Raw genomic sequence first — 23,936 nt, 5'->3', positions numbered from 1 at the left:
AGGGGGACCGGTGGAGAGCGCGATTCCCGCGACGGTCGAGGAGATCGTCCGCGAGATCGAGAGGCAGTTCCCCCAGTACTCCCGCGTCCGCGACCCGGCGCACGCGGATTTCCTCGCCCGGACCGTCGAGCGGTCGATCACCGGCTTTTTCGAGGTGCTGCGGAGCGAGTCGGGGCCGTCCGCGGAACTGCTGGACTTCTTCCGCGAGGTCGGCGTCATCGAGACCGCCGAGGGCCTTTCGCAGGACGTGTCGCAGGCCGCTTTCCGCATCGGGACGGGCATCGCGCTCCGCCGCCTCAGCGCGGCGTCCAGCGGCCATCCGCGGGTGAACGCGCGGGTCGTCGGCGCGACCGCGGAACGCGCGCTGGACTACCTCAACACGCTCGCGGCGGCCGTCGCGGAGGGCCATCGCGCGACGCGGGCGCGGACGGCGGCGGGCCTGCGCGAGCGGCGCGACGCGCTGCTGGCGACGCTGCTGGCCCCCGACGTCCCGCCCGGCCTGCTCAAGGAGCGCGCCGACGACGCCGACTGGCCGGTCCCCGAGCGGGCGGCGGCCGTCGCGCTGCGGCTGCCGGACGCGACCCCGTGGCCGCGGACGGCGCTGCCGCCGGACGTCCTGGTCGGCCTCCATCTGGACCGCCCGTGCCTGATCGTCCCCGACCCCGAGGGCCCCGGCCGCAGCCGCGCGCTGCGGCACGGCCTCGGCGGCTGGCGCGCGGTGCTCGGCCCGCCGGTGCCGGTGACGGACGTCGCGCGCTCGCTGGCGCACGCGTGCCGCGCGCTGGACCTCGGGGACACCGGCGCGTTGCCCGCCGCGGGCTTCACGGCCGTCGCCGACCACCTGCCGCTGCTGATCATGCTGGCCGAGCCGCTGCTGACCGGGCACCTCGTGGAGCTGGTGTTCCGCCCGCTGGGCGACCCGTCGCGGCTGCGCGGCGGGCCGCGCCGCCTGGTGGAGACGTTCCTCGCCGCCCTCGACCACGGGTTCGTCGCGACGGAGATCGCGGAGGCGCTGGGCGTCCACCCGCAGACCGTCCGCTACCGCGTCCGCCAGATCGAGGAGCTGTTCGGCCCGGGCGTCCACGATCCCGCCCAGCGCCTCTCGTACCACATGGCCCTCCGCGCCTGGCTGGCCCTGAACCCCTGACGCGCCGCCCGCTCAGGTTCGGCCGACCTTTTACCTACTAAATAGGTTGATATACTTGGGTTGAAGCGCCGCCGGACGAGGAGACGTCGATGCCCCTGCCGACCTTCCTGGTGACGGGCGCGCCCAAAGCCGGGACCACCGCGCTGCACGCCGCCCTCGCCCGCCATCCCGGGCTGCACCTGTCGCCGGTGAAGGAGCCGAAGTTCTTCCTCGGCGACGGGCCGCCGCCCGAGCGGGGCGGCCCCGGCGACGCCCAGACCTACCGCGAGCACGTCTGGCGGCGCGCCGACTACGAGGCGCTGTTCGACGCGGCCCCGCCCGGCGTCCCGCGCGGCGAGTCCACGCCGTTCTACCTGTACGACCGCGACGCCCAGCGCCGCATCCGCGACCTGATCCCGGACGCGCGCCTCATCGCGGTGCTGCGCGATCCCGTCGAACGCGCGCACTCCAACTGGACGCACCTGTGGTCGGCCGGGCTCGAACCGGTGGGCGACGTCGTCCAGGCGTGCGCGCTGGAGGACGAGCGGATCGCCGCCGGATGGTCGGCGTTCTGGCACTACACCGGCCTCGGCCGCTACGGCGAGCAGCTCGACCACCTCTACACGCTGTTCCCGCGCGAGCAGGTCCTGGTGTTCCGCTACCGCGCGCTGCTGGAGCGGCCCGCCGAGACGCTGGACCGCATCTGCGCGTTCCTCGGCGTCGAGGAAGGCGTCGTCAAAGAGGTGCCGCGCGAGAACGTCACCGCGCATCCCGACCCGACGCCGCGCCACCGGCTGGTGTCCCGCGCGCTGCGCGTCGCGAGCGCGGTGGACGCGGCGCTGCCCGGCCACCCGCTGCGGGCGCGCGTGACGATCCCGCTCGAACGCGCGCTCCAGCGCGGCGCGCGGCCCCGCCGCCCGCTCACCTGGGAGCAGCGGCAGGCGCTACTGCCGTACTTCGAAGCCGACGTCCGGCTGCTGGAGAAGGTCACCGGTGAGGACTTCGGCGACTGGCTGCGGCCGCGTGAGGAATCCGGGGGACGGGTCGGCGGACGCCCGGCCGGGCAGCACCAGGCGCGCAACGGCCGGGCGGGCGGCTGAGCGGGGTCAGCGCAGTTCGGTGCGCAGTTCGTGGGCTCCGTCCGGGCGGGTCGCCTCGTAGTACAGGCGGCGGCGTCCGTCGCCGAGGTCGACGACGTCCAGGTAGCGCAGGCCGCGGCCCCGGTGCGCGGACTCGGCCCACGGCCCGTCGCCGAGCGCGGTGAGCGCGGCCGGGTCGGAACCGGCGGCGAAACCGGTGCGTTCCTCGTAGTTCTCGGCGGCGCGCGCCCGTCCGTCGTACGCGGCGATGACGCCGTCCCCGGTGAACTCGACGGCGCTGACCCGGACCCCGCGCGCGTCCCACGCGCCCGGACGGCGGCCGAGCGCCGTGCCGTGCCACGTCCAGTCGAGCCCGTCCGCGCTGGTCGCGTACTCGGTGACCATCTGGTCGGCCTCGGCCGGGTCCGCGAGCGGGTGCGCGGACGCCCACAGGTGCCATCGGCCGCCGTGCCGGACGATCACCGGGTCCTTGACGCCGGTCTTGTCGTCGCCGGGCAGCGTCACGCGCCGGTCCCGGACGTCGAACGCGGCCGGGTCGGCCGCCTCCGTCACCTCGACGCGCCAGTGCTTGGTGCCCGGCGTGGCGGCGCTCAGGTACAGCCGCCACCGGCCGTCCGGCGTGCGGACGAGCGCGGGCCGCTCCAGCGACTCGCAGCCCAGCTCCTCCTTGCGGACGGTCAGCAGTGGCGCGAACCGCTCGCCGTCCGCCGACCGGGCCACCACGACCGCGTACCCGCGCCCCGCGTCGAGCGGCCGCCGCAGCCGGTAGGCGAGGTAGACGGCCCCGTCGTGCGCGACGGCGCTCGGCGCGCCCGCCCAGTGCCCGTCCCCGTCCCCGGGCGGGGCGACGGCGACCGCCGACCGCTCGGGCCGGGGGACGAGGGCGGACACCTGGGCGCTCGATTCCCATTCATTCACACCTGGATACTAGGTCTTTATCCGGTGTGCGGGGCGATCAGGTGTAGAACGTCGTTGATCCCTTGTAGACCGGCACCGACCACCACTTGCCGCTGACCTGGTACTCGAAGTACGCCGTGCCGGACGGCCCCTCCAGCACCGCCGCATTGCACGTCGCCTTGCTGGCGCCCTTCTTGACGGTGTTCCCGCGTACCGTGCGGCCGGAGACCGGCGTCCGGCAGGTGATCTTGATGCGGGTCGGGCGGCCGCAGAGGTTGGCGTCCGTCCACAGCGTGCTGGAGATGTTGCCGTGGCCGTTCCAGTGGAACGTGATCGGGCAGTGCTGGGAGTCCGCGCTGGCGGGGGTGCCGAGGCCGACGACGGCGGTCAGGGGAGCGGCCACGGTCAGGGTCGCGGCGGCGGCGAGGCGTCGCGCGCGCTTGAATGCGGTCATGGAATCCTCTCGGGTGGTTCTGCCGGACCGCCTTGCGGCGGTTCCACCCGGTTTAGTCGCCGCTATTTGATCTTGAGTTCGAGTGTGTGTCCTACGTCACACCCCGCCAGGCCAGGGAAGACGGTGTTCACCGTGATCCCGCGCGGCCCGTGCCGGATGTGGCCAGCCGTCAGCCGACGACGAGGACGAGCTTGCCGCGCGCGCCGCCGCTCTCCCCGGCGCGGTGCGCGTCCGCGACGTCGGCGAGCGGGAACGTCCGCGCGACCGGCAGCGCGAACCGCCCCGCCTCGACCAGCGCGCCGACCTCGCCGAGCGCGTGGACGGCGCGTCCGGCGTCCCCCCGGCTGAACCGCACGCCGTGCTCCTGGGAGCCCGCGAAGTCCGCGACGGTCAGCACGTTCTCCGCGCCGCCCGCGAGCTGGACGAGTTCGGGCAGCACGCCGCTCCCGGCGACGTCCAGCGCGAGATCGACGCCGTCCGGCGCGAGCGCGCGGACCCGCCCGGCCATGCCCTCGCCGTACGCGACGGCCTCGGCCCCCAGCTCGCGCAGGTACTCATGGTTCGCGGGACCGGCGGTGCCGATCACCCGCGCGCCGCGCGCCACGGCGAGCTGCACGGCCGCACTCCCGACGCTCCCGGACGCGCCGTTGACGAGCAGCGTCGCGCCGCTCCCGACGCCGAGCTGGTCGAGCGCCCGCGTCGCCGTCTCGAGCGCGGCCGGGATCGCGGCGGCCTCCGCGAAGCCGAGCGACGGCGGAACGGGAGCGTAGTACGCGAGCACCGCGAACTCCGCCTGCGCGGCCCCGCCTGTGGAAAACCCGAACACGCGATCCCCGACCGCGACGTCCGAGACCCCCTCGCCGAGTTCATCGACGACACCCGCCGCCTCGTATCCGAGCGTCTGCGGCAGCTCCGGGTCCATCAACCCCCGCCGCTTCTTCCAGTCGCTCGGATTGACGCCCGCCGCCCGCACCGCGACCCGAACCTCACCGGCCCCCGCGTGCGGCTCCGGCAGATCAACGATCTCCAGCACTTCCGGCCCACCGAACCGCCCAAACCGCACAGCCTTCATTCCAGCACCGTACGTCACCGGGGTACGGCAACATTCTCGCAATCCAGCCCATGTCCTGCGAAGTGTCCGAGGCGGCGGCTACGGTCGCCGCCGTGGACATCGACTGGGAGAACGTCGCCGCCCGCGTCGCGGCGCTCGCCGAACACCCCGGCGCGGTAAAGGTGTTCGGGGCGGGCGCGCACGGATTCGTCCTCGAACCGCCGCTCAGCGGTGCGGAACTCGCTGAACTGGAAGCGCAGCTCGGCGTCGGGCTGCCCGAGGACTACCGGGGCTTCCTGCTGCGCGCCGGGCGCGGCGGGGCGGGGCCGTCCTACGGGATCTTCCCGCTGCGGCGCGGGCCGGACGGCTGGCACTGGGAGGGCGACGGCGCCGACATGACGGAGACCGCGCGGCTGCGCGAACCGTTCCCCGAACCCGTCGACGGGCTGGCGGCCCTCCACGCCGGCCAACCCGACGAGGAGGACTTCCCCGACGCCGAGTCCTTCGACGCGGCGTACGAGGCGTGGCGCACGCGCCTGGAGGACGTCCTGTGGACGAACGAGCGCACCGTCGGCGCCATCTGCCTCTGCCACCACGGCTGCGCGCAGCGCGAATGGCTCGTCGTGAGCGGCCCCGAGCGCGGCACCGTCTGGACGGACCCGCGCGCCGACTACGACGACCTCGCCCCGCGCGCCGCCGAGGACGGCGGCCGCACGACGTTCGGCGCGTGGTACCTCGCCTGGCTGGCCGAGGCGGAGGCCGAGGCCGAGGCGGGCTCGGGCGTCCGACCCCGACATTAGACTCCATCCTCGTGGCAGGCCGGATTCGCAATGAGGACATCGCGCTCGTCCGCGAGCGCGCGCCGATCGCCGACGTCGTCGGCGAACACCTCCAGCTCCGCAACGCGGGCGGCGGCAATCTCAAGGGGCTCTGCCCGTTCCACGACGAGAAGTCCCCGTCGTTCAACGTGACGCCCGGCCGGGGCCTGTACTTCTGCTTCGGCTGCGGCGAGGGCGGCGACGTCATCAAGTTCGTCCAGGAGATCGACCACCTGTCGTTCGCCGAGGCCGTCGAGCGGCTGGCCGCCAAGGCGGGCGTCCAGCTCCGGTACGAGGAGGGCGGCTACACCCAGCGGCAGGACACCGGGCAGCGGGCGCGGCTGGTCGAGGCGCACCGGATCGCCGCCGAGTTCTACGCCGAGCGGCTGGCGTCGCCCGAGGGCGAGATCGGCCGCCGGTTCCTCGCCGAACGCGGCTTCGAGCCCGCCGACGCCGCCCGGTTCGGCGTCGGGTTCGCGCCGCGCGAGTGGGAGGCGCTGGTCCGCCACCTGCGCGGACGCGGCTTCACCGACCAGGAGATGATCGGCGGCGGGCTCGTCCGGGAGGGGCGGCGCGGGCCGATGGACCGGTTCCGCGGCCGCCTGATCTGGCCCATCCGCGACCTTTCCGGCGACGTCATCGGGTTCGGCGCGCGCAAGCTCTTCGACGACGACGAAGGGCCGAAGTACCTCAACACCCCCGAATCGCCGCTGTTCCACAAGGGCTCGGTGCTGTACGGGGCCGACCTGGCGAAGAAGGAGATCGCGCGCCGCCGCCAGGCCGTCGTGGTCGAGGGCTACACCGACGTCATGGCGTGCCACCTGGCGGGCGTCCCGACCGCCGTCGCCACCTGCGGCACGTCCTTCGGTGACGACCACATCAAGATCCTGCGGCGGCTCCTGATGGACCAGGACGAGTTCCGCGGCGAGGTCGTGTTCACCTTCGACGGCGACTCGGCCGGGCAGAACGCCGCGCTGCGCGCCAGCAAGGACGAGCACAAGTTCGTCACGCAGACGTTCGTGGCCGTCCAGCCGGACGGGCTCGACCCCTGCGACCTGCGCATCCGGCACGGCGACGCGGCCGTCCGCGACCTGGTCGCCTCCCGCACGCCGCTGTTCGAGTTCGCCGTCCGCACCCGCATCCAGCAGCACGACCTCGACACCGCCGAGGGGCGGCTGGCCGCGCTGGACGCCGCCGCGCCGATCGTCGCGGCCATCAAGGACCGCGCGCTCCGGCAGATGTACGCGGTCAGCCTCGACCGCTGGCTCGGGATCATGGACGAGCGGTTCGTGGTGGCGCGCGTCCGCGAGCTGGCGGCCCGCGAGCACGCGCGCGGCGCGGCGCGCGGCCGGGGCGACGGCGGCGGGCGCGGCGAGGCGGCCGAGCAGCCGCCGGTCCCGGCGCAGCGGCCCGCGTTCAACCCGGACGACCCGGAGGTCCAGCGCGAGCGCGAACTCCTCAAGCTCGCGCTGCAACGTCCGGCGCTGCTCGGCCCGGTGTTCGACGGGCTGCCGCCGGAGGCGTTCCTGGCCCCGCCGCACCAGGCGGTGCGGGAGGTGATCGGCGCGGCGGGCGGCTCCGCGGGCGCGGCCGACCCCGCGGACTGGACGGCCCGGCTCCGCGATCTCGCGCCGAACGACCAGGTCAGAGGGCTGATCACGCAGCTCGCCGTGGAGCCCGTCCACAACGCGCGAGATTCGGACGACCGATACGCCAACGAATTGCTCGCCCGAATTCAGGAACGCCAGCTCACACGGCAGATCAACGACGTGAAGGCTAAACTCGGACGGCTGAATCCGGTCGAGCAGGCCGACGACTACAACCGCCTCTTCGGTGATCTTGTGGCGCTTGAGCAGCAGAGACGGGTGTTGCGCGAGCGCGGGCTGGGTGCGCAATAGGGCGGACGGCCCGAAACGGGACCTGTGATCTCGGCCGCTCATCGCGCAGACTGGGTTCGTGGGCCTTTCGGTGCTGCCTAGCGAAACGCCGTCTCTCGACCAGATGGCGGACCTCGTCGCACGCGGTAGGGACGGCGGTGTCACCGTCGAGGACGTCGCCGCCGCGATCGACCGCTCGGACCTCCCGGACGACTCGCTGGAGCGGGTCGTGCGGCTGCTCGCGGAGCAGGGGGTGGACGTCCTCGACTCGCCGCGCGAGATTGCGGACGTCCGAGCCGACGACGGCGACCCCGGCAGGCGGGCGCCCGCCGGCGACCTGGTCCGGATCTACCTGCGGGAGATCGGCCGCGTGCCGCTGCTGACGGCGGAAGAGGAAGTCGAACTCGCGAAGTCGATCGAGGCGGGGCTGTTCGCCGCGGACAAGAGCGCGCACATCGCCGCCGCGTCCGAGCGGGAACGGTACGAACTCGAACTGCTCGCCCGCGAGGGAATGCGGGCGAAACAACGTCTGGTCGAGGCCAACCTGCGGCTCGTGGTCTCGATCGCCAAAAGGTACGTGGGCCGGGGAATGCTGTTCCTCGACCTGATCCAGGAGGGAAATCTCGGGCTCATCCGCGCGGTCGAGAAATTCGACTACACGAAGGGCTTCAAGTTCTCCACCTACGCGACCTGGTGGATCCGGCAGGCGATCACCCGGGCCATCGCCGACCAGGCGAGGACGATCCGCATCCCGGTCCACATGGTCGAGACGATCAACAAGCTGGTGCGCGTCCAGCGCGGCCTCCACCAGGACCTCGGCCGCGACCCCACCCCCGAGGAGATCGGCCGCGAGATGGGGCTGCCGCCCGCCAAGGTCGCCGAGATCCAGCGCATCTCGCAGGAGCCGGTGTCCCTCCAGTCGCCCATCGGCGAGGAGGACTCCGACCTCGGGGACTTCATCGAGGACTCCGACGCCGTCGCGCCCATCGAGGCCGCCGCGTTCATCCTGCTCCAGGACCAGCTCGGGGACATCCTCAGCACCCTGTCCGAACGCGAACAACGCGTCATCGGCCTGCGCTTCGGCCTCGCGGACGGCCATCCCCGCACCCTGGAGGAGGTCGGCCGCGAGTTCGGCGTCACCCGCGAACGCATCCGCCAGATCGAGTCCAAGACCCTGGCCAAACTGCGACACCCCTCCCGAGCCCAACTCCTGCGCGAATACCTGGAGTGAGCGCGTCTCCGCCGGGGAAGCGCTCGCCGGCGGACGCGAATCGCCCGCCGGAGCCCGACCGCGATGGGCGGGCCCGGATGCGCCGCGCCACGGACAGAGCGGATCAGACGGCCGGGGACGCTTGAGTTCCTCCAGCGTCACCGTCGGAGGAACGAGCGTTCCGTAACTTGATCACCTGGGGGGATCGAACGCGTTCCGGCGCGGAAGGCCGTCCCGGGTCCGCACCTGCGACTACGGGTCCTGCCTTTCGGCGGAGAACGTCTGAGAGTGGCTTGATGCAATGTGTCAATCCAGTCAGCTCAATGGTGTCGGAGTGGTCTAGGATCGCCGACGACGAGTCCCCGGCATCGCCCCAGGAGCGCTTGCTATGAGTGATCCGAACGATCAGACGCCGCCAGACGCCTTCGACCGTTCCGGCGATTTCGGTTATGTCGAGGTCGGCGCGCGGCAGCTGTATCCCGACCCGCAGCCGCAGCCGCAGCCGCAGCCGCCGACGGGGCGGCATTCGACGTCGCGTGAACGGACGATCATGGTCGTGGCCGTCGCCACGGCGTTAGTCGTGGTCGGCGCGGTCGTCGTCGCCCTGGCGATGGCGCGCAGTTCCCAAAAGTCCGGCGGCCGACTGGATGCCGTCGGGTCGGAGGGGTACGAGCCGGGAGCGCGGCGTGAGATCCGAGAGCGCGGCCCGCGGGTCCGCGTCGGGCGGGAACTGGAACAGTATCTGCTGAACGGTGTCGATTTGCCCGGCGGGCTGGCCATCAAGCCGGGTTCGCTGAAAAGCAGTGGAACACTTCCCGCGTCGATGCCGACGCCCTCCGCGGGCAAGTTGGGTTGCGGTGAGCCTCTCGAATCAGATTCCGCGCACGACGAAATTCCCACGGCATCGGTCGACTTCGCCTCCCCGGGGCGGAATCTCAAGGTCAGCGAGACCATCATGGTCGGTCCGCCGGGGGCGCTCGCGAGAATGCTGCCCGTCCTCCGGGATTACTACGTGCGCTGCCCCGAGTCGACCAGCGAACTCGATGGAGAGAACATCGGAGAGAAGATGCACATCTCGGCGGCGGTCGAGGACGGCGGGCTCGGGCCGAACGGCTTCGTCGTCCGGATGCGGATCTCGCAGTCGGGCTGGTTCGGCTCCGTGTCCACCGCGGACGCGCGCCAGGCTTTCGTGCGTGTCGGCGACGCCTTGGTGGAAGTGATGGTCTCCGCGCCGGGCAGGGAACTCCAGCCCGACGACGGGTTCGACGACATCGTCGCGAAGGCCGTCGAGAAGGTCCGCCGGGCCGCGTAGGAGCGGAAATCCAGGCGCCGCGGTCCTCGGGCCGCCACCGACCGGCTGGTGAGCCTCGCGGGGTGTGGGTCGGGGTTCACCGTGTGTGTTGTTCGAGGTCGGGGTGGGGTTGGCCGAGAACGGTACATAGTGGTGTGAGCGTGGCATTGTGCCCAGTGGTCGATTACCGTGAGGCCATGCTGATCGTCACGACCGACGGGCTCGCCGGCTACGTCATCCGCAACGTGCTCGGCGATGTGCTGGGGACGTCCGTCCATGCCGATCACGGGTCCGGGGCGCACGGTCACGCGCCCGCCGGCAACGCGCCTGCCAACCACGGGCCCGCCAACCACGGGCCCAACTCGCTCACGCAGCAGCCCGCCGCGCCGAGCAGCGCGTCGTTCCGGGTCGCGGGGGACGGGCTGGCGGGGGCGCGCCGCGCCGCCGTGGACCGGCTCGCCGAGGACGCGCACCGCAAGGGCGCCAACGCCGTCGTCGGCATGTGCTTCGAGACCGTCGCGCTGGCCGGTGGCGGCCACGAGGTCTGCGCGTACGGGACCGCCGTCTGGGCCGAGCCCCAGCACGGGGCACCGCCGCAGCAGCCCCCGCAGCAGCGGCAGAACTCGCCGTACCCGCACCAGCAGACGTCGCCGTACGGCGAGCCGCAGCCGGGCGGGCCGCCGATGGCCGCCCGCAACCTCACGATCGGACTGCACGACCAGCCGCGCTGAGGCCGCGCGGGACGTCCCCGAAACCGCAGGTGGCGGACGTCACCGCGGCCCGTTCTTGACGCACTGAGGTTAGCCTTGGCTAAGTTGTCTCGGCTCACCCCTTCGCGTCCGTTCTGGAGTCCCCATGCGCGCAGCCCCGATCCTCGCCCTCACCGGCGTCGCGGCAGTCTCGATGTCCCTGCTCACGGCGTGCGGGGGCGACGACGACGGCGGGGCCAAGGCGGACGCCATCGCGGTGACCGCGACGGACAAGAGCTGCGAGGTCGCCAAGACCGACCTGACCGCCGGGAAGCTGACCTTCGAGATCAGCAACAAGGGCTCGAAGGTCAACGAGTTCGAGGTGCTGCGCCCGGACGGCTCGATCCTCGCGGAGCGCGAGAACATCGGCCCGAGCACCAAGGCCGAGTTCGTCGTCAAGCTCGACGCGGGCTCGTACACGCTGCTGTGCAGCGCGGGCCAGACGGGCAAGGGCCCGTCCACGACCGTGACCGTCACCGGGCAGGCGGCGGGCGCGGGCGACCCGCGGCTCGCCAAGGCCGCCGCCGAGTACAAGACCTACGTCCTCGCGCAGATCAACGACGGCTACACGCGCACGGAGGCGTTCGTCGCGGCCGTGAAGGCGGGCGACGTCGCCAAGGCCAAGGAGCTGTACGCGCCGTCCCGGATCGGGTGGGAGTCCGTCGAGTCCGTCGCGGAGAAGTTCGGCGACCTCGACCCGCGCATGGACGCCCGCGAGGCCGACCTCAAGCCTGAAGAGCGCAAGAACTGGTCCGGCTGGCACCTGCTGGAGAAGGCCCTGTGGAAGGACGGGTCCGTCAAGGGCAAGGAGAAGTACGCCGACCAGCTCCTGAAGGACCTCGGCGAGGTCCGCACCCGGCTCAACACCCTCACCCTCGACCCGGTGAACGACATGGCGGCGGGCGCGAAGGGCCTGCTGGACGAGGTCGCCACCGGCAAGGTCACCGGCGAGGAGGAGACCTACAGCCACACCGACCTGGTGGACTTCAAGGCCAACGTCGACGGCGCCAAGAAGGTCTACGACCTGCTGGAGCCGATCGTGAAGGAGCGCGACGCCGCGCTGGCGTCCGACCTGGACACCGGGTTCAAGAACGTCTACACGCTGCTGGCCGAGCACGAGAAGGACGGGTCCTACGTGTCGTACGACAAGGTCGGCGAGGCCGACCGCAAGAAGCTGTCGGACGCGGTGAACGCCCTCGGCGAGCCGCTGTCCAAGCTCGCGAAGGTCGTCGCGCAGTGACCGCCGGGACCGCCTCCGACGAGCCCGGCCCGCGCCGCCGCGCGCGGATGTCGCGGCGCTCGATGCTCGGCCTGTCCGGCACCGGCCTGGTCGCCGGCGCCGCGGCGGGCGTCGGCCTGGACCGCGCCGCGTTCGCCCGCGAGGGCGAGCCGAAGGCGGCGGAGGCGGTCCCGTTCCACGGCGCGCACCAGGCGGGCATCGCGACGCCCGTCCAGGACCGGCTGCACTTCGCGGCGTTCGACGTCACGACCGGCGACCGCGCCCGGCTCGTCCGGATGCTCAAGGAGTGGACGGCGGCGGCCGAGGCGATGACGGCGGGCCGCCCGGTCGGGGACGGCGCGGCGGGCGGGCTGTCGGTCGCGCCGCCCGACGACACCGGCGAGGCGGTCGGCCTGCCCGCGTCCCGGCTGACGCTGACGATCGGGTTCGGGCCCGGGCTGTTCGAGAAGGACGGCAAGGACCGGTTCGGGCTCCGCTCGTCGCGGCCCGCCGCGCTGGTGGACCTGCCGCACTTTCCCGGCGACGCGCTCGACCCGGCGCGCAGCGGCGGCGACATCGCCGTCCAGGCGTGCGCGGACGACCCGCAGGTCGCCGTCCACGCCATCCGCAACCTCGCGCGCATCGGGTTCGGGACGGTCGCGATCCGCTGGTCCCAGCTCGGGTTCGGCAAGACGTCCTCCACCACGCCCGACGCGCAGACGCCCCGGAACCTGTTCGGGTTCAAGGACGGCACCGAGAACATCGCCGGGACCGACGCCAAGGCCCTCGCCGCGCACGTGTGGGCGTCGGCCGCGGACGGCGCGGGCTGGATGGCGGGCGGCTCCTACCTCGTCGCCCGCCGCATCCGGATGCACATCGAGCCGTGGGACCGCACGTCGCTCGGCGAGCAGGAGGACGTCATCGGCCGCGACAAGGCCGAGGGCGCGCCCGCCGGGGCCGCCCGCGAGCACGACCCCGTCGTCCTCGCGCGCCTCAAGCCGGACGCGCACGTCCGCCTCGCCCACCCCGACTCCAACGGCGGCGCGCGCATCCTGCGGCGCGGCTACTCCTTCACCGACGGCACGGACGGCCTCGGCCGCCTGGAGGCGGGGCTGTTCTTCCTCGCCTACCAGCGCGACCCGCGCACCGGGTTCATCCGCGTCCAGAACAACCTGGCGACCGACGCGATGAACGAGTACATCCAACACGTCGGCTCGGGCATCTACGCGTGCCCGCCGGGAGTCCGCAAGGGCGGCTACTGGGGGCAGGGGCTGTTCTGAGTGTGGGGGGGCGACCCCCCACACCCCCCGCAGCGCGGAGCATGCGTCCTCACTCGCTGGCGCTCGCTGCGGTGCATCCTCCGCGCTGCGCTCGCCCGGCCGCTCGCCTGGCGGCTCGCGGCCGTGCGCCCGCCGGTAACCCCCTGTGGTGCGCGTGTTCCCTGTGGGGGGGCGACCCCCCACGCCCCCCGCGGCGCGGAGCATGCATCCTCGCTCGCTGGCGCTCGCTGCGGTGCATCCTCCGCGCTGCGCGCGCCCGGCCGCTCGCCTGGCGGCTCGCGGCCGTGCGCCCGCCGGTAACCCCCTGGGGTTTCCGTCTTCTGCTCGGGTGCAGACCCCGATGGCTCGCGGCCGTGCGCCCGCCGGGCAACCGCCTGTGGTTCTGAAACTCGGCCGTTAGTTGTTGCCCGCGCGTTCGGCGCGGATTCGGTCGACGACGTCGCCTGCGGCGGTTTTCACCGACTCCAGTTCGGTGAGGTACGCCCAGTAGTCCGGGTGCGCGCCCGTCAGGCCGGCGGGGGCGCGCTCCAGGCGCTCCACCAGGCCGTCCAGGACGCGGGCGTGGTGGGGGGCCGCGCCGCCCGGCTGCGCCATCGCGAGGCGCTGCGCGTCGCGGACGGCGAAGCGCGCCTTCTCGGCGGCGGCCTTCGGGTCGGCGGCCACGGCGGCGAGTTCCGCGACGCGGCCGGTGACCTGGGCCGCGCGGCGGTCGGCGGCGTTCAGCTCGGTGCGCGCCGCCGTCAGGGCGCGCTGCGCGTCCCGCCACTCGGCGCGCGCGACGTGCGACGCGGCCTCGTTCAGCCGCTCCCGCGCGCGCTCGACGCCCGACTCGACCGCCTCCGGCGCGCCGCGCAGATCCTGCCAGCACGCCTGCGCGTACGAGCGCAGCAGCGTCCGCATCGCGTCCCGCACCGGGCCGGACCGGTTCGCGACGACCTCCACCCGCGTCCGCACCGACGCCAGCGCGTGCCGGGTCTTCTCCGCCGCCTTGGGCAGCTCCTCGGCGGCCTCCCGGACGACGGACGCGCGCCGCGCGACGTCCTCCGCCGCCGCGAGCGCGCCGTTCAGGCCCAGCCCGCCCAGGCCCGCCGCGCCGAGCCGCGCCAGGTCGGCGCGGACGGCCGCCAGCTCCGCCTCCTGCTCGGCGGCGTCCAGGTTCGCGGCGCGCGCCGCCGCGACCGCCGCGTCCGCCGCCGCGACCGCGTCCCGCGCCGCCGAGAGGCGCGGCGGGAGCTGGTCCAGCGCCGCCTCCAGCCGCGACATCGACGCCGCGACGCCCGCGCCGAACCGCTCCAGCCGCGCGCTGATCGCCGTCATCCGGTCGGTGACGGCCCGGAACGCGCGCGCGACCGCGTCCCACTCGGCGGGGGAGCGGGGCCGCCCGTCGAACGGGTGCGCGTCCACGACGGAGATGTAGGCCGACGACGCGGCCGTCGCCGCCTCCGCGAGCGCGTCGAACTCGCGGCGCGCGGGCGCTGCCGCGGCGGCGTCGAGGTCGGCGAAGACCGTGAGGCGGCCCCGCAGGTACTTCTCGGCCTGGTCCATGTCGTAGAACGCGGCGCCCGCCGCCTCCTGCGCCGCGCCCGCCGCCGTCTCGGCGGGCGACACCCGTCCCCGCCGCCCGTCTCCGCCCCGCACCGCGGCCTCCTCTCTGCCGTCCCCAGTCTCGCGCAACGCCTCGGGTGGCCGGGCCCCGCACCGTCCCGGACGGTCGAAAAAGGGTGCCGGGGCCGTCATGTCCGACTGTCCCCGGGGCGCGGCGAGCGGGCCCTTCGGAAGGAATGGGAACGGATAGCATCGCTGGCACGTCGGTACAAGCGGGACGCCGCCCGGCGTCCCCGTACGTCACGTGCTCTGGAGGCGCAGTGGGTGTCAGTCTGACCAAGGGCGGGAACGTCTCGCTCACCAAGCAGGCCCCGAACCTGGACGCGGTCACGGTCGGCCTCGGGTGGGACCTGCGGACCACCACCGGCACCGACTTCGACCTGGACGCCTCGGCGCTCGTCCTGGACGCCTCCGGCCAGATCCTCACCGACCAGCACTTCGTGTTCTTCAACAACCTGCGCAGCCCCGACGGGGGCGTCGAGCACACCGGCGACAACACGACCGGCGCGGGCGAGGGCGACGACGAGCAGATCAACGTCAACTTCGGCGCGCTGCCCGACAACGCCGAGCGCGTCGCGTTCGCCGTGTCGATCTACGACGCGGACTCGCGCGGCCAGAACTTCGGCCAGGTCCGCAACGCGTTCATCCGCGTCGTGAACCGCGTGGACCGCAGCGAGCTGGCGCGGTACGACCTCAGCGAGGACGCCTCCACCGAGACGGCGATGGTCTTCGGCGAGCTGTACCGCAACGGCGGCGAGTGGAAGTTCCGCGCGGTCGGGCAGGGGTATGCCTCCGGTCTCGCCGGAATCGCCACCGACTTCGGCGTCAAGCTCTGACGCCGACCGCCACGAACCGCCACGAACAGGAGTAGTCGATCATGGGAGTATCGCTCGCCAAGGGCGGCAACGTCTCGCTGACCAAGGCGGCCCCGAACCTCACCCGCGTGTCGGTGGGCCTCGGGTGGGACGTCCGCGCCACCACCGGGGCCGACTTCGACCTCGACGCGTCCGCGCTGCTCCTCGACGGCTCCGGCAAGGTCATCTCCGACCAGCACTTCGTGTTCTTCAACAACCTGCGCAGCCCGGACGGCTCCGTCGAGCACACCGGCGACAACCTCACCGGCGAGGGGGAGGGCGACGACGAGTCCATCAACGTGGACCTGTCCGCCGTCCCCGCCGAGTGCGACCGCATCGTCTTCCCGGTGTCGATCTACGACGCGGACAACCGCGGCCAGAGCTTCGGCCAGGTCCGCAACGCGTTCATCCGCATCGTCGACCGCTCCGACGACAACGAGCTGGCCCGCTTCGACCTCACCGAGGACGCCTCCACCGAGACCGCGATGGTCTTCGGGGAGCTGTACCGGCACGGCGGCGAGTGGAAGTTCCGGGCCGTCGGCCAGGGGTACGCCTCGGGCCTCGCCGGAATCGCCACCGATTTCGGCGTCAACGTCGGCTGACGCCGGCCACCCCGCATCGAACAGAGAACAAAAACCCCAATGATCCTTCGCACCTTCCGGTGGTCGTTCCTGCTGACGATCGTCGGGCTCGCCCTCGCCTTCGTCTACGACCGGGGCACCGGACTCGCCCTGGTCGCGGTGCTGGCGATCCTGGAGATCTCGCTGTCCTTCGACAACGCGGTCGTCAACGCCAAGGTCCTGGACCGGATGGCGCCGTTCTGGCAGAAGATCTTCCTGACGGTCGGCATCGCGGTCGCGGTGTTCGGGATGCGCCTGGTGTTCCCGCTCGTCATCGTGGCGGTCACCGCGAAGGTCGGTCCGGTGAAGGCGTTCGACCTCGCGCTGAACGACCCGCACCGGTACCACGCGCTGATGACCGACGCCTATCCGATGATCGCGGCGTTCGGCGGCATGTTCCTGATGATGCTGTTCCTCGGGTTCATGTTCGAGGACCGCGAGGACCGGTGGCTCGCCTGGATCGAGAAGCCCCTCGCGCGGATCGGGCGGCTCGACCAGCTCCCGGTCGTCGTCGCGGGCGGCGCGCTCGCGCTCGTCGCCGGGCTGTGGGCCGAGGACCCCGGCAAGGTCATGATCGCGGGCGTGCTCGGCATGATCACCTACATCCTGGTGAACGGGCTCGGCGAGCTGTTCTCCGAGGCGTCGGAGAACATCGGCGAGGACGGCGAGGACGCCGGGCCGCTCACGGCGGGCCGCCCGAGCGGGCTCGCGCTCGCCACCGGCAAGGCGGGGTTCTTCCTGTTCCTGTACCTGGAGGTGCTGGACGCGTCGTTCTCGTTCGACGGCGTCATCGGCGCGTTCGCGATCAGCACCGACCCGATCATCATCGCGCTCGGCCTCGGCATCGGCGCGATGTACATCCGGTCGCTGACCGTCTTCCTCGTCCGCAAGGGCACGCTGCACGAGTACGTGTACCTGGAGCACGGCGCGCACTGGGCGATCGGGGCGCTGGCGGTGTGCATGCTGGTCAGCGTCGCGCACCACGTCCCCGAATGGCTCACCGGCGGGCTCGGCGCGGGCCTGATCATCGCGGCGTTCGTCAGCTCGATCCTGCGCAACCGCGCGGAGCCGCCCGCCGGGCCGGGCGCGGAGACGGGCAGCCTGCACTCGACCGGGGTCTGACCCCGGGACCATTCCCCCCGCGAGCGAAGGAGCCGACGATGTCGATCTCGCTGCAGAAGGGCCAGCGCGTGTCGCTGGCGAAACCGGGCGGCGGCGCGCTGCGCCGCGTCCGGATGGGCCTCGGCTGGGACGCGGTCGCCAAGCGCGGCCTGTTCGGCAAGGGCAAGTCCCAGAACATCGACCTGGACGCGTCGTGCCTGCTGTTCGACGCCGCCGGGAACCTCGCCGACGCGGTGTGGTTCCGGCAGCTCCGCAGCAAGGACGGGTCCGTCCTGCACACCGGCGACAACCTGACCGGCGAGGGCGCGGGCGACGACGAGGTCATCAACGTGGACCTGACGTCGGTGCCCGCGAACGTCCACCGGCTCGTGTTCACCGTCAACTCCTTCACCGGCCAGGACTTCTCGCAGATCGCCAACGCGTTCTGCCGCCTGGTCGACGAGGAGACCGGGCAGGAGCTGGCCCGGTACGACCTGACGGGCGCGGGCGGCCACAACGCGCAGATCATGGCGAAGGTCGCCCGCGACGGCGACGGCTGGTCGATGACGGCGATCGGCGCCATCGCCAGCGGGCGGACGTTCCAGGACCTCGTCCCGGCCGTCAAAGAGCACCTGTAGCGGACAGCGGTACGGCGGAGGCCCCGGCACCACGGCCGGGGCCTTTCGCTGTGCGCGGGGCCGGGCGCGTGTGACCTGGGGTGCAGCGCGTTTACCCTGATACCTGCCGCATCACGACGACGGCGCTCAATCTGGGGGATCAGCACGCGTGTTCGATTTTCTGGACCCTCACCGGGCCGAAGGACGATACTGGGACTTTGACTGATGCGGCACTTCGATCACATTGACGCGGCGTTGCGCAAGCACCTGTTCTTCCGGCACCCCCGCCGCTTCGACCGGCACGACGACCCGGCCGTCCTCGCGGTCGCCCTCGGCGCGACGCTCTACAGCCCCGCCACCCGGCCCGGCCTCGCCGCCGACGTCGCCAAGGCCGCCCGCGCCGGGGTGACGAGCCTGGTCGTGTGCCTGGAGGACGCCGTCGCCGACGCGGACCTGCCCGCCGCCGAGCGCAACGCCGTCGCGCAGTTCCGCCGCCTGCACACCGAGCCCCCGGCCGTCGAGCCGCCGCTGCTGTTCCTGCGCGTCCGCACGCCCGAGCAGATCGGGGAGATCACCGCGCGGCTCGGCCCGGCCGCCGCGCTGCTCACCGGGTTCGTCCTGCCCAAGTTCGACCCCGACACCGGTGGCGCGTTCCTGGAGGCCGTCGCCGCGGCCGCCGACCGGACGGGGCTGCGGCTGCTGGCCATGCCCGTCCTGGAGAGCCGCGAGGCCGTCCACGCCGAGACCCGCGCCGGGCTGCTGCGCGACGTCGCCGCGCTGCTGGCCAAGCACCGCGACCTGGTCCTGGCCGTCCGGATCGGCGCGACCGACCTGTCCGCCGCGTACGGGCTGCGCCGCCCGCCGGACCTCACCATCTACGACATCGCGCCGGTCGCCGGGGCGATCTCCGACATCGTCAACGTCCTCGGCCGCGCGGACGGGACCGGGTTCACCGTGACCGGGCCCGTCTGGGAGTACTTCTCGGCGGGGGAGCGGATCTTCAAGCCGCAGCTCCGCGAGTCGCCGTTCGTCGCGCAGCGCGCCGTGCCGCTGCGCCGCCGCCTGATCGGCTCCGACCTGGACGGGCTGCTGCGCGAGGTCCATCTCGACAAGGCCAACGGGCTGACCGGCAAGACCGTCATCCACCCCTCGCACGTCGCCGCCGTCCACGCGCTGTCGGTCGTCACCCACGAGGAGTACTGCGACGCCGCCGACATCCTCGGCGTGACCGGCGGCGGCGCGATGGCCAGCGCGTACGCGAACAAGATGAACGAGGCCAAACCGCACCGGGCCTGGGCGGAGCGGCTGATGCTGCGCGCCCGCGTGTTCGGCGTGGCGGCGGAAGGGGTCACGTTCGTGGAACTGCTCGACGCGGCGGGGAGCCGGTGAACGGCGCGGGCGGCGGGCGCGGCGCCCGGCCGTCGGAGTGGGTCGCGCACCGGCTCGGCGTGCGGACGGTGGACGGCGAGGCGCCCGGCGGCGTCCGCCTCGGCGACCTCGTCGGGCTCGCCGTCCGCCGCAACCCGCGCCGCGCGCACCTGCTGGTGTCGGGCGTGCTCGGCAAGCACGTCCCCGCCGACCCGCGCATCGTCCACGGGGCGGGCCTGCTGCTGGGCGAGCTGGTGCGGCTGCGGCTGCGCGGCCGGGAGGGCAGCGCGGGCGCGTACGGGCCGCTGCTCGCCAACGCGCTGCACGGCACGCGCGGTTCGGCGGCGGCGCTGCGCGACCGGCTCCGCGAGCCGAAGGGCGCGGTGGACGCGGTCGTCATCGGTTACGCCGAGACGGCGACGGCGCTCGGGCACTCGGCCGCGGACGCGCTCGGCGGCGCGCGGTACCTGCACTCGACGCGCCGCCAGGTGCCCGGCGTCGTCCCGTACGGCGGGTTCGAGGAGGAGCACAGCCACGCGACCGGGCACCTGCTGCTGCCCGCCGACCACGCCGACCTGGACCGGGAGGTCCCGCTCGTCCTGGTCGACGATGAGATGTCCACCGGGCGGACGGCGTTCAACACGCTGCGGGCGCTGCACGCCGTCCGGCCGCGCGAGCACTACGTCCTGGCGTCGCTGGTGGACGTGCGCGGCGAGGCCGACCGCGTCCGGATGCGCAACCTCGCCGGGGAGCTGGGGGCGCGGATCGACGTGGTGACGCTCGCGACCGGCCGCGTCGAGCTGCCGCCGGGCGTGCTGGACGCCGCGCAGAACGTCGTCGCGGAGCTGTCCGGCCGCGATCCGGAGATCGACTACCGGGTGGACCGGGGCGCGGTCCGCGTCGAGCTGGGCTGGCCCGCCGGGCTGCCCGACGGCGGACGGCACGGGTTCGCGCCCGCGGACCGGCGGCGGCTCGACAAGGAGCTGCCGCGGATGGCGTCGATCCTCTCGTCCGCGCTGCCCGCCGACGCGCGCCGCGTGCTGGTCCTCGGCACCGAGGAGTTCATGTACGTCCCGCTGCGGGTCGCCGAGGCGCTCGCGGACGCGCTGCCGTGGACGTCCGTCCGGTTCTCCACGACGACCCGGTCGCCGGTCCTCGCCGTGGACGACCCCGGCTACGCGATCCGCACCCGGCTGGTGTTCCCCGCCCACGACAACCCCACGGACGGGCCCGGCAAGCGGTACGCCTACAACGTCCACCCCGGCAACGACGCGGCGCGCGGGTTCGACGCGTTCGTGCTGCTCGTGGACGAGCGCGGCGACACCCCCGACCTCGTGGACGGGCTGCTGGGCTGCCTGCGCACGCTCGCGCCCGTCGTGCTGGCGGCCGTCCCGGGACCGGGCCGGTGAGCGGGCCGCTGCGCGGGCCGGAGTTCGGCAGCTACGCGCCCGAGGACGTCGGCTGGCTGCTCACCGACCTGTCCGGCGTCCGGCTGGAGGCCCCCACCGAGGAGCGCGAGGCCGCTATCCAGTCGGGCCGCGCGCACTACGCCGAGTCGCTGCCCGTCGAGTACCGGCCCGGACCGGCGTACCGGAAGCTGTTCGAGGAGGCGCTGGACGCGTCCGCCGCGCGGCTCGCGCACGCGGTCGGGCTCGTCGGCGAACTCGTCCGCGCCGAGCGCGGCCCCCGGCCGGTGCTGGTGTCGCTCGCGCGCGCCGGGACGCCGGTCGGCATCCTGCTGCGCCGCTGGGCGCGGTTCGCGCACGGCGACGACCTGCCGCACTACGCCGTCAGCATCGTCCGGGACCGGGGCATCGACCGCGCCGCCCTCGACTGGATCGCCGCCCGCCACGACCCGCGCGACGCCGTTTTCGTGGACGGCTGGACGGGCAAGGGCGCCATCGCCCGCGAACTCGCCGCCGCGCTCGCGGGCACGCCGTTCCGGCCCGACCTCGCCGTCCTGGCCGACCCGGGGCGCTGCACGCCGCTGCACGGGACGCGCGCGGACTTCCTCGTCCCGTCCGCGTGCCTGAACTCGACGGTGTCGGGGCTCGTCTCGCGGACGGTCCTCAACCGCGACCTGATCGGCCCCGGCGACTTCCACGGCGCGAAGTTCTACGCCGAGCTGGCCGCCGAGGACGTCTCCGCGCGGTTCCTGGACGCCGTCACCGCACGGTTCCCCGAGGTCGCCGACCGCGTCGCCGCCGACGCGCCCGTCCTGCGCGCCGCCGACCGGACGCCGGACTGGTCGGGGTGGGCGGCCGTCCGCCGCATCGGCGCGGAGTACGGCGTGACCGACCTGAACCTGATCAAACCGGGCGTGGGGGAGACGACGCGGGTGCTGCTGCGCCGCGTCCCCTGGCGCGTCCTCGCCCGCGCCGACGCGGGGGCCGACCTCGCCCACATCCGGCTGCTGGCCGCCGAGCGCGGCGTGCCCGTCACCGAGGTCCCGCCGGACGCGCTGCCGTACGCGTGCGCGGGCCTCATCCATCCGCGCTTCGCCGGGGGAGCCGCCCAGTGACCGTCCTCGCGTGCTCCGACCTCGACCGGACGCTGATCTACTCCGCCGCCGCGTGCGGGCCGGGCACTGATCTGGACGGACTGAGCTGCGTCGAGATGTACGACGGAGCGCCGCTGTCCTACATGGAGCCGGACGCGCTCCGGGATCTGGCCGCGCTCGCCGCCGAGACCGTGTTCGTGCCCGTCACGACGCGGACCGTCGAGCAGTACGCCCGCGTGGAACTGCCCGTCGCACCCGCCTACGCGATCTGCGCCAACGGCGGCCACCTGCTCGTGGACGGCCGCGACGACCCCGACTGGGCCGCCGCCGTCCGCACGCGCGCCGCCGACGCCGCCGCGCCGCTCGCCGAGGTCGCCGCACGCCTCGCCGCCGCCGGGCCGTTCCTGCTGCGCTCCCGCACCGCCGCCGGGCTGTTCGCCTACGGGATCGTGGACCGCGCCGCGATCCCGCCCGGCTGGCTCGACGACCTCACCGGCTGGTGCGCCGAACGCAACTGGCGGACGTCGCTGCAGGGCCGCAAGGTCTACTGCCTGCCCACCGGGCTCACCAAGGCCGCCGCCGCCCGCGAGGTCGCCCGCCGCACCGGCGCGTCGCTGCTGCTCGCGGCGGGCGACTCGCTGCTGGACCGCGACCTGCTCGAAGCCGCCGACGCGGCCGTCCGGCCCGCGCACGGCGAGCTGCACGACACCGGGTGGTCCGGCGCGGACGTCACCGCGTCCGGCGGTGTCGCGGCGGGCGCCGAGGTCATCGCGTGGTTCCGGGCGCGCGCCGCCCGGATCGCCCGGGGGGACTCGCGCGTTACGCATTCTGAGGAGAGAATCGCGGTGGTTCGTCCGCACACGTGATCGGGGGTACGCGCCGAGTTCATGGACGTCCGACTCACCGGTGACGAGACCGCGCTGTGGCACGCCGCGGCGCGGGTGCTCGACGCGAACTGGACGGGCCGCGCCACCGTCCCGTCCCCCGGCCTCTACCCCCACCAGTGGGGATGGGACTCGGTGTTCGTCGCGCTCGGCCTCGCCCTCCACCGCCCCGACCGCGCCGAACGGGAACTGCTGTCGCTGTTCGACGGCCAGTGGTCCGACGGGTTCGTCCCGCACATCGTCTTCAACGACGACCTGCCGCGCGGCGCGTACTTCCCCGGCCCGGAGCTGTGGTGCAGCGGCGCCGACCCGCGGGCCCCGCGCGGCGTGCGGACGTCCGGCGTCACGAGCCCGCCGCTGCACGCGCTCGCCGCGCTGCGACTGCACGGACGCGCCGCCGACGCGGAGCGGGGCCGGGCGTTCCTCGCGCGGCTCTATCCGGCGCTCGCCGCGCAGCACCGGTACCTGGAGACCGTTCGCGACCTCGACGGCAGCGGGCTCATCGCGATCTGCCATCCGTGGGAGTCAGGGCAGGACAACAGCCCGGCGTGGGACCGGCCGCTCGGCGATCTGCGGCCGCCGTCGCCCGCGTACGCGCCCGGCCGGCCCCGGCGCGGCCCCGCGACGGGCGAGGACCACGACCGGTACGCCTGGCTCGCCGGACTGCTCCGCGACGCCCGGTACGCGCCCGGGTTCCTGCGCGACGAGCATCCGTTCGCGGTGCTGGACCCGCTCGTCAACGCCGCCTACCTCGCGTCCGCGCACGCCCTCGCGGAGATCGCCGCGATCGTCGGGGCCGACCCGCTGCCGCACCGCGAGCGCGCCGAACGCGTCCACGCCGCCCTGCTCGACCGGCTCTGGGACGCCGCCGCCGGATGCTTCCGTGCCCACGACCTGCGCGGCGGACGGCCGCTGCCCGTCGTCACCGTCGCCACGTTCGGGCCGCTGCTGGACCCCGACCTGCCCGGGGACGTCCTGCGGCGGCTCGCGGACCTGCTGCTGTCCGCGCGGTTCGCCGGGGCGGCGGGCTACCCCGTCCCGGCCTGCGACGTGCAGGCGCCCGCCTTCGACCGCGGCGCCTACTGGCGCGGGCCGACGTGGGTCAACACCAACTGGCTCGTCTGGTACGGGGCGTGCGTGCAGGGGCTGCCCGTGGTCGCGGACCTGCTGCGCGGGGCGACGCTGCGGCTCGTCCGGCAGTCCGGGTTCCGCGAGTTCTTCGACCCGTTCGACGGGACCGGACGCGGCGGCCACGACCACAGTTGGTCCGCCGCGCTCGTCCTGGACCTGCTCGGGGAACGGCCCGGCTGAGCGC

The 23,936-nt window shown here is 73.7% G+C and carries 22 protein-coding genes; 18 read left to right on the top strand and 4 right to left on the bottom strand.

Going from position 1 to position 23,936, the window contains the following annotated elements; genetic code table 11:
• The first annotated feature begins 10 nt into the window (after window positions 1-10).
• Both G339_RS33210 and G339_RS0110460 read left to right on the top strand, forming a co-directional pair.
• On the top strand, window positions 11-1,147 hold the full coding sequence (locus G339_RS33210; protein WP_019631030.1) for a PucR family transcriptional regulator: 1,137 nt from the start codon (window positions 11-13) through the stop codon (window positions 1,145-1,147).
• Window positions 1,148-1,236: 89 nt separating this feature from the next.
• Window positions 1,237-2,226 carry a sulfotransferase family protein gene (locus tag G339_RS0110460; protein ID WP_019631029.1) on the top strand — a complete coding sequence of 330 codons (990 nt, stop codon included), beginning with the start codon at window positions 1,237-1,239 and terminating at the stop codon, window positions 2,224-2,226.
• A gap of 6 nt (window positions 2,227-2,232) precedes the next feature.
• On the opposite strand, the gene G339_RS0110455 is transcribed toward G339_RS0110460, so the two are convergent.
• The 3 genes from G339_RS0110455 to G339_RS0110445 form a co-directional block, all read right to left on the bottom strand.
• Window positions 2,233-3,144: a glycoside hydrolase family protein gene (locus G339_RS0110455; protein ID WP_240489774.1), complete on the bottom strand. Its 912-nt coding sequence runs from the start codon at window positions 3,142-3,144 to the stop codon at window positions 2,233-2,235.
• 37 nt (window positions 3,145-3,181) lie between these two features.
• The gene (locus G339_RS0110450; protein WP_019631027.1) at window positions 3,182-3,577 is read right to left on the bottom strand and encodes a hypothetical protein; all 396 of its coding nucleotides are present in this window, start codon (window positions 3,575-3,577) and stop codon (window positions 3,182-3,184) included.
• A 169-nt stretch (window positions 3,578-3,746) separates the two neighbouring features.
• Window positions 3,747-4,649: an NADP-dependent oxidoreductase gene (locus G339_RS0110445; RefSeq protein WP_026341320.1), complete on the bottom strand. Its 903-nt coding sequence runs from the start codon at window positions 4,647-4,649 to the stop codon at window positions 3,747-3,749.
• 50 nt (window positions 4,650-4,699) lie between these two features.
• On the opposite strand from G339_RS0110445, the gene G339_RS0110440 reads away from it, so the two are divergent.
• The 7 genes from G339_RS0110440 (at window position 4,700) to efeB (ending at window position 13,072) form a co-directional block, all read left to right on the top strand.
• A complete protein-coding gene (locus G339_RS0110440; RefSeq protein WP_240489773.1) occupies window positions 4,700-5,428 on the top strand; it encodes an SMI1/KNR4 family protein in 729 nt (242 codons plus the stop codon).
• 11 nt (window positions 5,429-5,439) lie between these two features.
• On the top strand, window positions 5,440-7,344 hold the full coding sequence (gene dnaG / locus G339_RS0110435) for a DNA primase (protein WP_019631024.1): 1,905 nt from the start codon (window positions 5,440-5,442) through the stop codon (window positions 7,342-7,344).
• 103 nt (window positions 7,345-7,447) lie between these two features.
• Window positions 7,448-8,554, top strand: coding sequence for an RNA polymerase sigma factor RpoD (gene rpoD, locus G339_RS0110430; RefSeq protein ID WP_019631023.1), 1,107 nt, complete (start codon window positions 7,448-7,450; stop codon window positions 8,552-8,554).
• 367 nt (window positions 8,555-8,921) lie between these two features.
• Window positions 8,922-9,845, top strand: coding sequence for a hypothetical protein (locus G339_RS0110425; RefSeq protein WP_019631022.1), 924 nt, complete (start codon window positions 8,922-8,924; stop codon window positions 9,843-9,845).
• Window positions 9,846-10,021: 176 nt separating this feature from the next.
• Entirely contained in the window at window positions 10,022-10,555 is a 534-nt protein-coding gene (locus G339_RS0110420) for a YbjQ family protein (RefSeq protein ID WP_019631021.1), read from the top strand.
• A gap of 124 nt (window positions 10,556-10,679) precedes the next feature.
• Window positions 10,680-11,813 (top strand): iron uptake system protein EfeO, encoded by a 1,134-nt coding sequence (efeO, locus tag G339_RS0110415; protein WP_019631020.1) that lies wholly within the window; start codon window positions 10,680-10,682, stop codon window positions 11,811-11,813.
• Complete coding sequence (gene efeB, locus G339_RS0110410) at window positions 11,810-13,072, top strand: iron uptake transporter deferrochelatase/peroxidase subunit (protein WP_019631019.1); 1,263 nt, start codon at window positions 11,810-11,812, stop codon at window positions 13,070-13,072. Before efeO ends, efeB begins: the two co-directional genes overlap by 4 nt.
• 396 nt (window positions 13,073-13,468) lie before the next feature.
• Here efeB and G339_RS0110405 read toward each other — a convergent pair whose 3' ends face one another.
• Window positions 13,469-14,710: a hypothetical protein gene (locus G339_RS0110405; RefSeq protein ID WP_026341318.1), complete on the bottom strand. Its 1,242-nt coding sequence runs from the start codon at window positions 14,708-14,710 to the stop codon at window positions 13,469-13,471.
• Between the two features lie 227 nt (window positions 14,711-14,937).
• Here G339_RS0110405 and G339_RS0110400 point away from each other — a divergent pair, with 227 nt between their 5' ends.
• The 9 genes from G339_RS0110400 (at window position 14,938) to G339_RS0110360 (ending at window position 23,932) form a co-directional block, all read left to right on the top strand.
• On the top strand, window positions 14,938-15,513 hold the full coding sequence (locus tag G339_RS0110400; protein WP_019631017.1) for a TerD family protein: 576 nt from the start codon (window positions 14,938-14,940) through the stop codon (window positions 15,511-15,513).
• A 41-nt stretch (window positions 15,514-15,554) separates the two neighbouring features.
• Window positions 15,555-16,133 (top strand): TerD family protein, encoded by a 579-nt coding sequence (locus G339_RS0110395; protein WP_019631016.1) that lies wholly within the window; start codon window positions 15,555-15,557, stop codon window positions 16,131-16,133.
• Between the two features lie 39 nt (window positions 16,134-16,172).
• Window positions 16,173-17,273: a DUF475 domain-containing protein gene (locus tag G339_RS0110390; protein ID WP_019631015.1), complete on the top strand. Its 1,101-nt coding sequence runs from the start codon at window positions 16,173-16,175 to the stop codon at window positions 17,271-17,273.
• Window positions 17,274-17,311: 38 nt separating this feature from the next.
• A complete protein-coding gene (locus tag G339_RS0110385) occupies window positions 17,312-17,890 on the top strand; it encodes a TerD family protein (RefSeq protein ID WP_019631014.1) in 579 nt (192 codons plus the stop codon).
• A gap of 204 nt (window positions 17,891-18,094) precedes the next feature.
• Window positions 18,095-19,258 (top strand): HpcH/HpaI aldolase/citrate lyase family protein, encoded by a 1,164-nt coding sequence (locus tag G339_RS0110380; protein WP_019631013.1) that lies wholly within the window; start codon window positions 18,095-18,097, stop codon window positions 19,256-19,258.
• Window positions 19,255-20,646: a phosphoribosyltransferase family protein gene (locus G339_RS39375; protein ID WP_019631012.1), complete on the top strand. Its 1,392-nt coding sequence runs from the start codon at window positions 19,255-19,257 to the stop codon at window positions 20,644-20,646. Before G339_RS0110380 ends, G339_RS39375 begins: the two co-directional genes overlap by 4 nt.
• Window positions 20,643-21,758: a cysteine protease StiP family protein gene (locus G339_RS39370; RefSeq protein ID WP_019631011.1), complete on the top strand. Its 1,116-nt coding sequence runs from the start codon at window positions 20,643-20,645 to the stop codon at window positions 21,756-21,758. The genes G339_RS39375 and G339_RS39370 overlap by 4 nt, the downstream gene beginning before the upstream one ends.
• Entirely contained in the window at window positions 21,755-22,603 is an 849-nt protein-coding gene (locus G339_RS0110365) for an HAD family hydrolase (protein WP_019631010.1), read from the top strand. The genes G339_RS39370 and G339_RS0110365 overlap by 4 nt, the downstream gene beginning before the upstream one ends.
• A 21-nt stretch (window positions 22,604-22,624) precedes the next feature.
• Entirely contained in the window at window positions 22,625-23,932 is a 1,308-nt protein-coding gene (locus G339_RS0110360) for an amylo-alpha-1,6-glucosidase (RefSeq protein WP_019631009.1), read from the top strand.
• Window positions 23,933-23,936: the final 4 nt, after the last annotated feature.

It is taken from the genome of Actinomadura atramentaria DSM 43919 (genome assembly GCF_000381885.1).
Classification (GTDB): domain Bacteria; phylum Actinomycetota; class Actinomycetes; order Streptosporangiales; family Streptosporangiaceae; genus Spirillospora; species Spirillospora atramentaria.
Note: the sequence above shows the minus strand (reverse complement) of the source record. Positions and strands in the feature narration are given on the sequence as shown.

Coding starts and splice junctions, on each gene's coding strand:
- G339_RS0110380 (WP_019631013.1), top strand. CDS start 18,095: ATGCGGCACTTCGATCACATTGACGCGGCGTTGCGCAAGCACCTGTTC.
- G339_RS0110360 (WP_019631009.1), top strand. CDS start 22,625: ATGGACGTCCGACTCACCGGTGACGAGACCGCGCTGTGGCACGCCGCG.
- G339_RS0110425 (WP_019631022.1), top strand. CDS start 8,922: ATGAGTGATCCGAACGATCAGACGCCGCCAGACGCCTTCGACCGTTCC.
- efeO (WP_019631020.1), top strand. CDS start 10,680: ATGCGCGCAGCCCCGATCCTCGCCCTCACCGGCGTCGCGGCAGTCTCG.
- G339_RS0110390 (WP_019631015.1), top strand. CDS start 16,173: ATGATCCTTCGCACCTTCCGGTGGTCGTTCCTGCTGACGATCGTCGGG.
- G339_RS0110460 (WP_019631029.1), top strand. CDS start 1,237: ATGCCCCTGCCGACCTTCCTGGTGACGGGCGCGCCCAAAGCCGGGACC.
- G339_RS0110450 (WP_019631027.1), bottom strand. CDS start 3,577: ATGACCGCATTCAAGCGCGCGCGACGCCTCGCCGCCGCCGCGACCCTG.
- rpoD (WP_019631023.1), top strand. CDS start 7,448: ATGGCGGACCTCGTCGCACGCGGTAGGGACGGCGGTGTCACCGTCGAG.
- G339_RS0110440 (WP_240489773.1), top strand. CDS start 4,700: ATGTCCTGCGAAGTGTCCGAGGCGGCGGCTACGGTCGCCGCCGTGGAC.
- G339_RS0110385 (WP_019631014.1), top strand. CDS start 17,312: ATGTCGATCTCGCTGCAGAAGGGCCAGCGCGTGTCGCTGGCGAAACCG.
- G339_RS0110395 (WP_019631016.1), top strand. CDS start 15,555: ATGGGAGTATCGCTCGCCAAGGGCGGCAACGTCTCGCTGACCAAGGCG.
- G339_RS0110445 (WP_026341320.1), bottom strand. CDS start 4,649: ATGAAGGCTGTGCGGTTTGGGCGGTTCGGTGGGCCGGAAGTGCTGGAG.
- G339_RS0110420 (WP_019631021.1), top strand. CDS start 10,022: ATGCTGATCGTCACGACCGACGGGCTCGCCGGCTACGTCATCCGCAAC.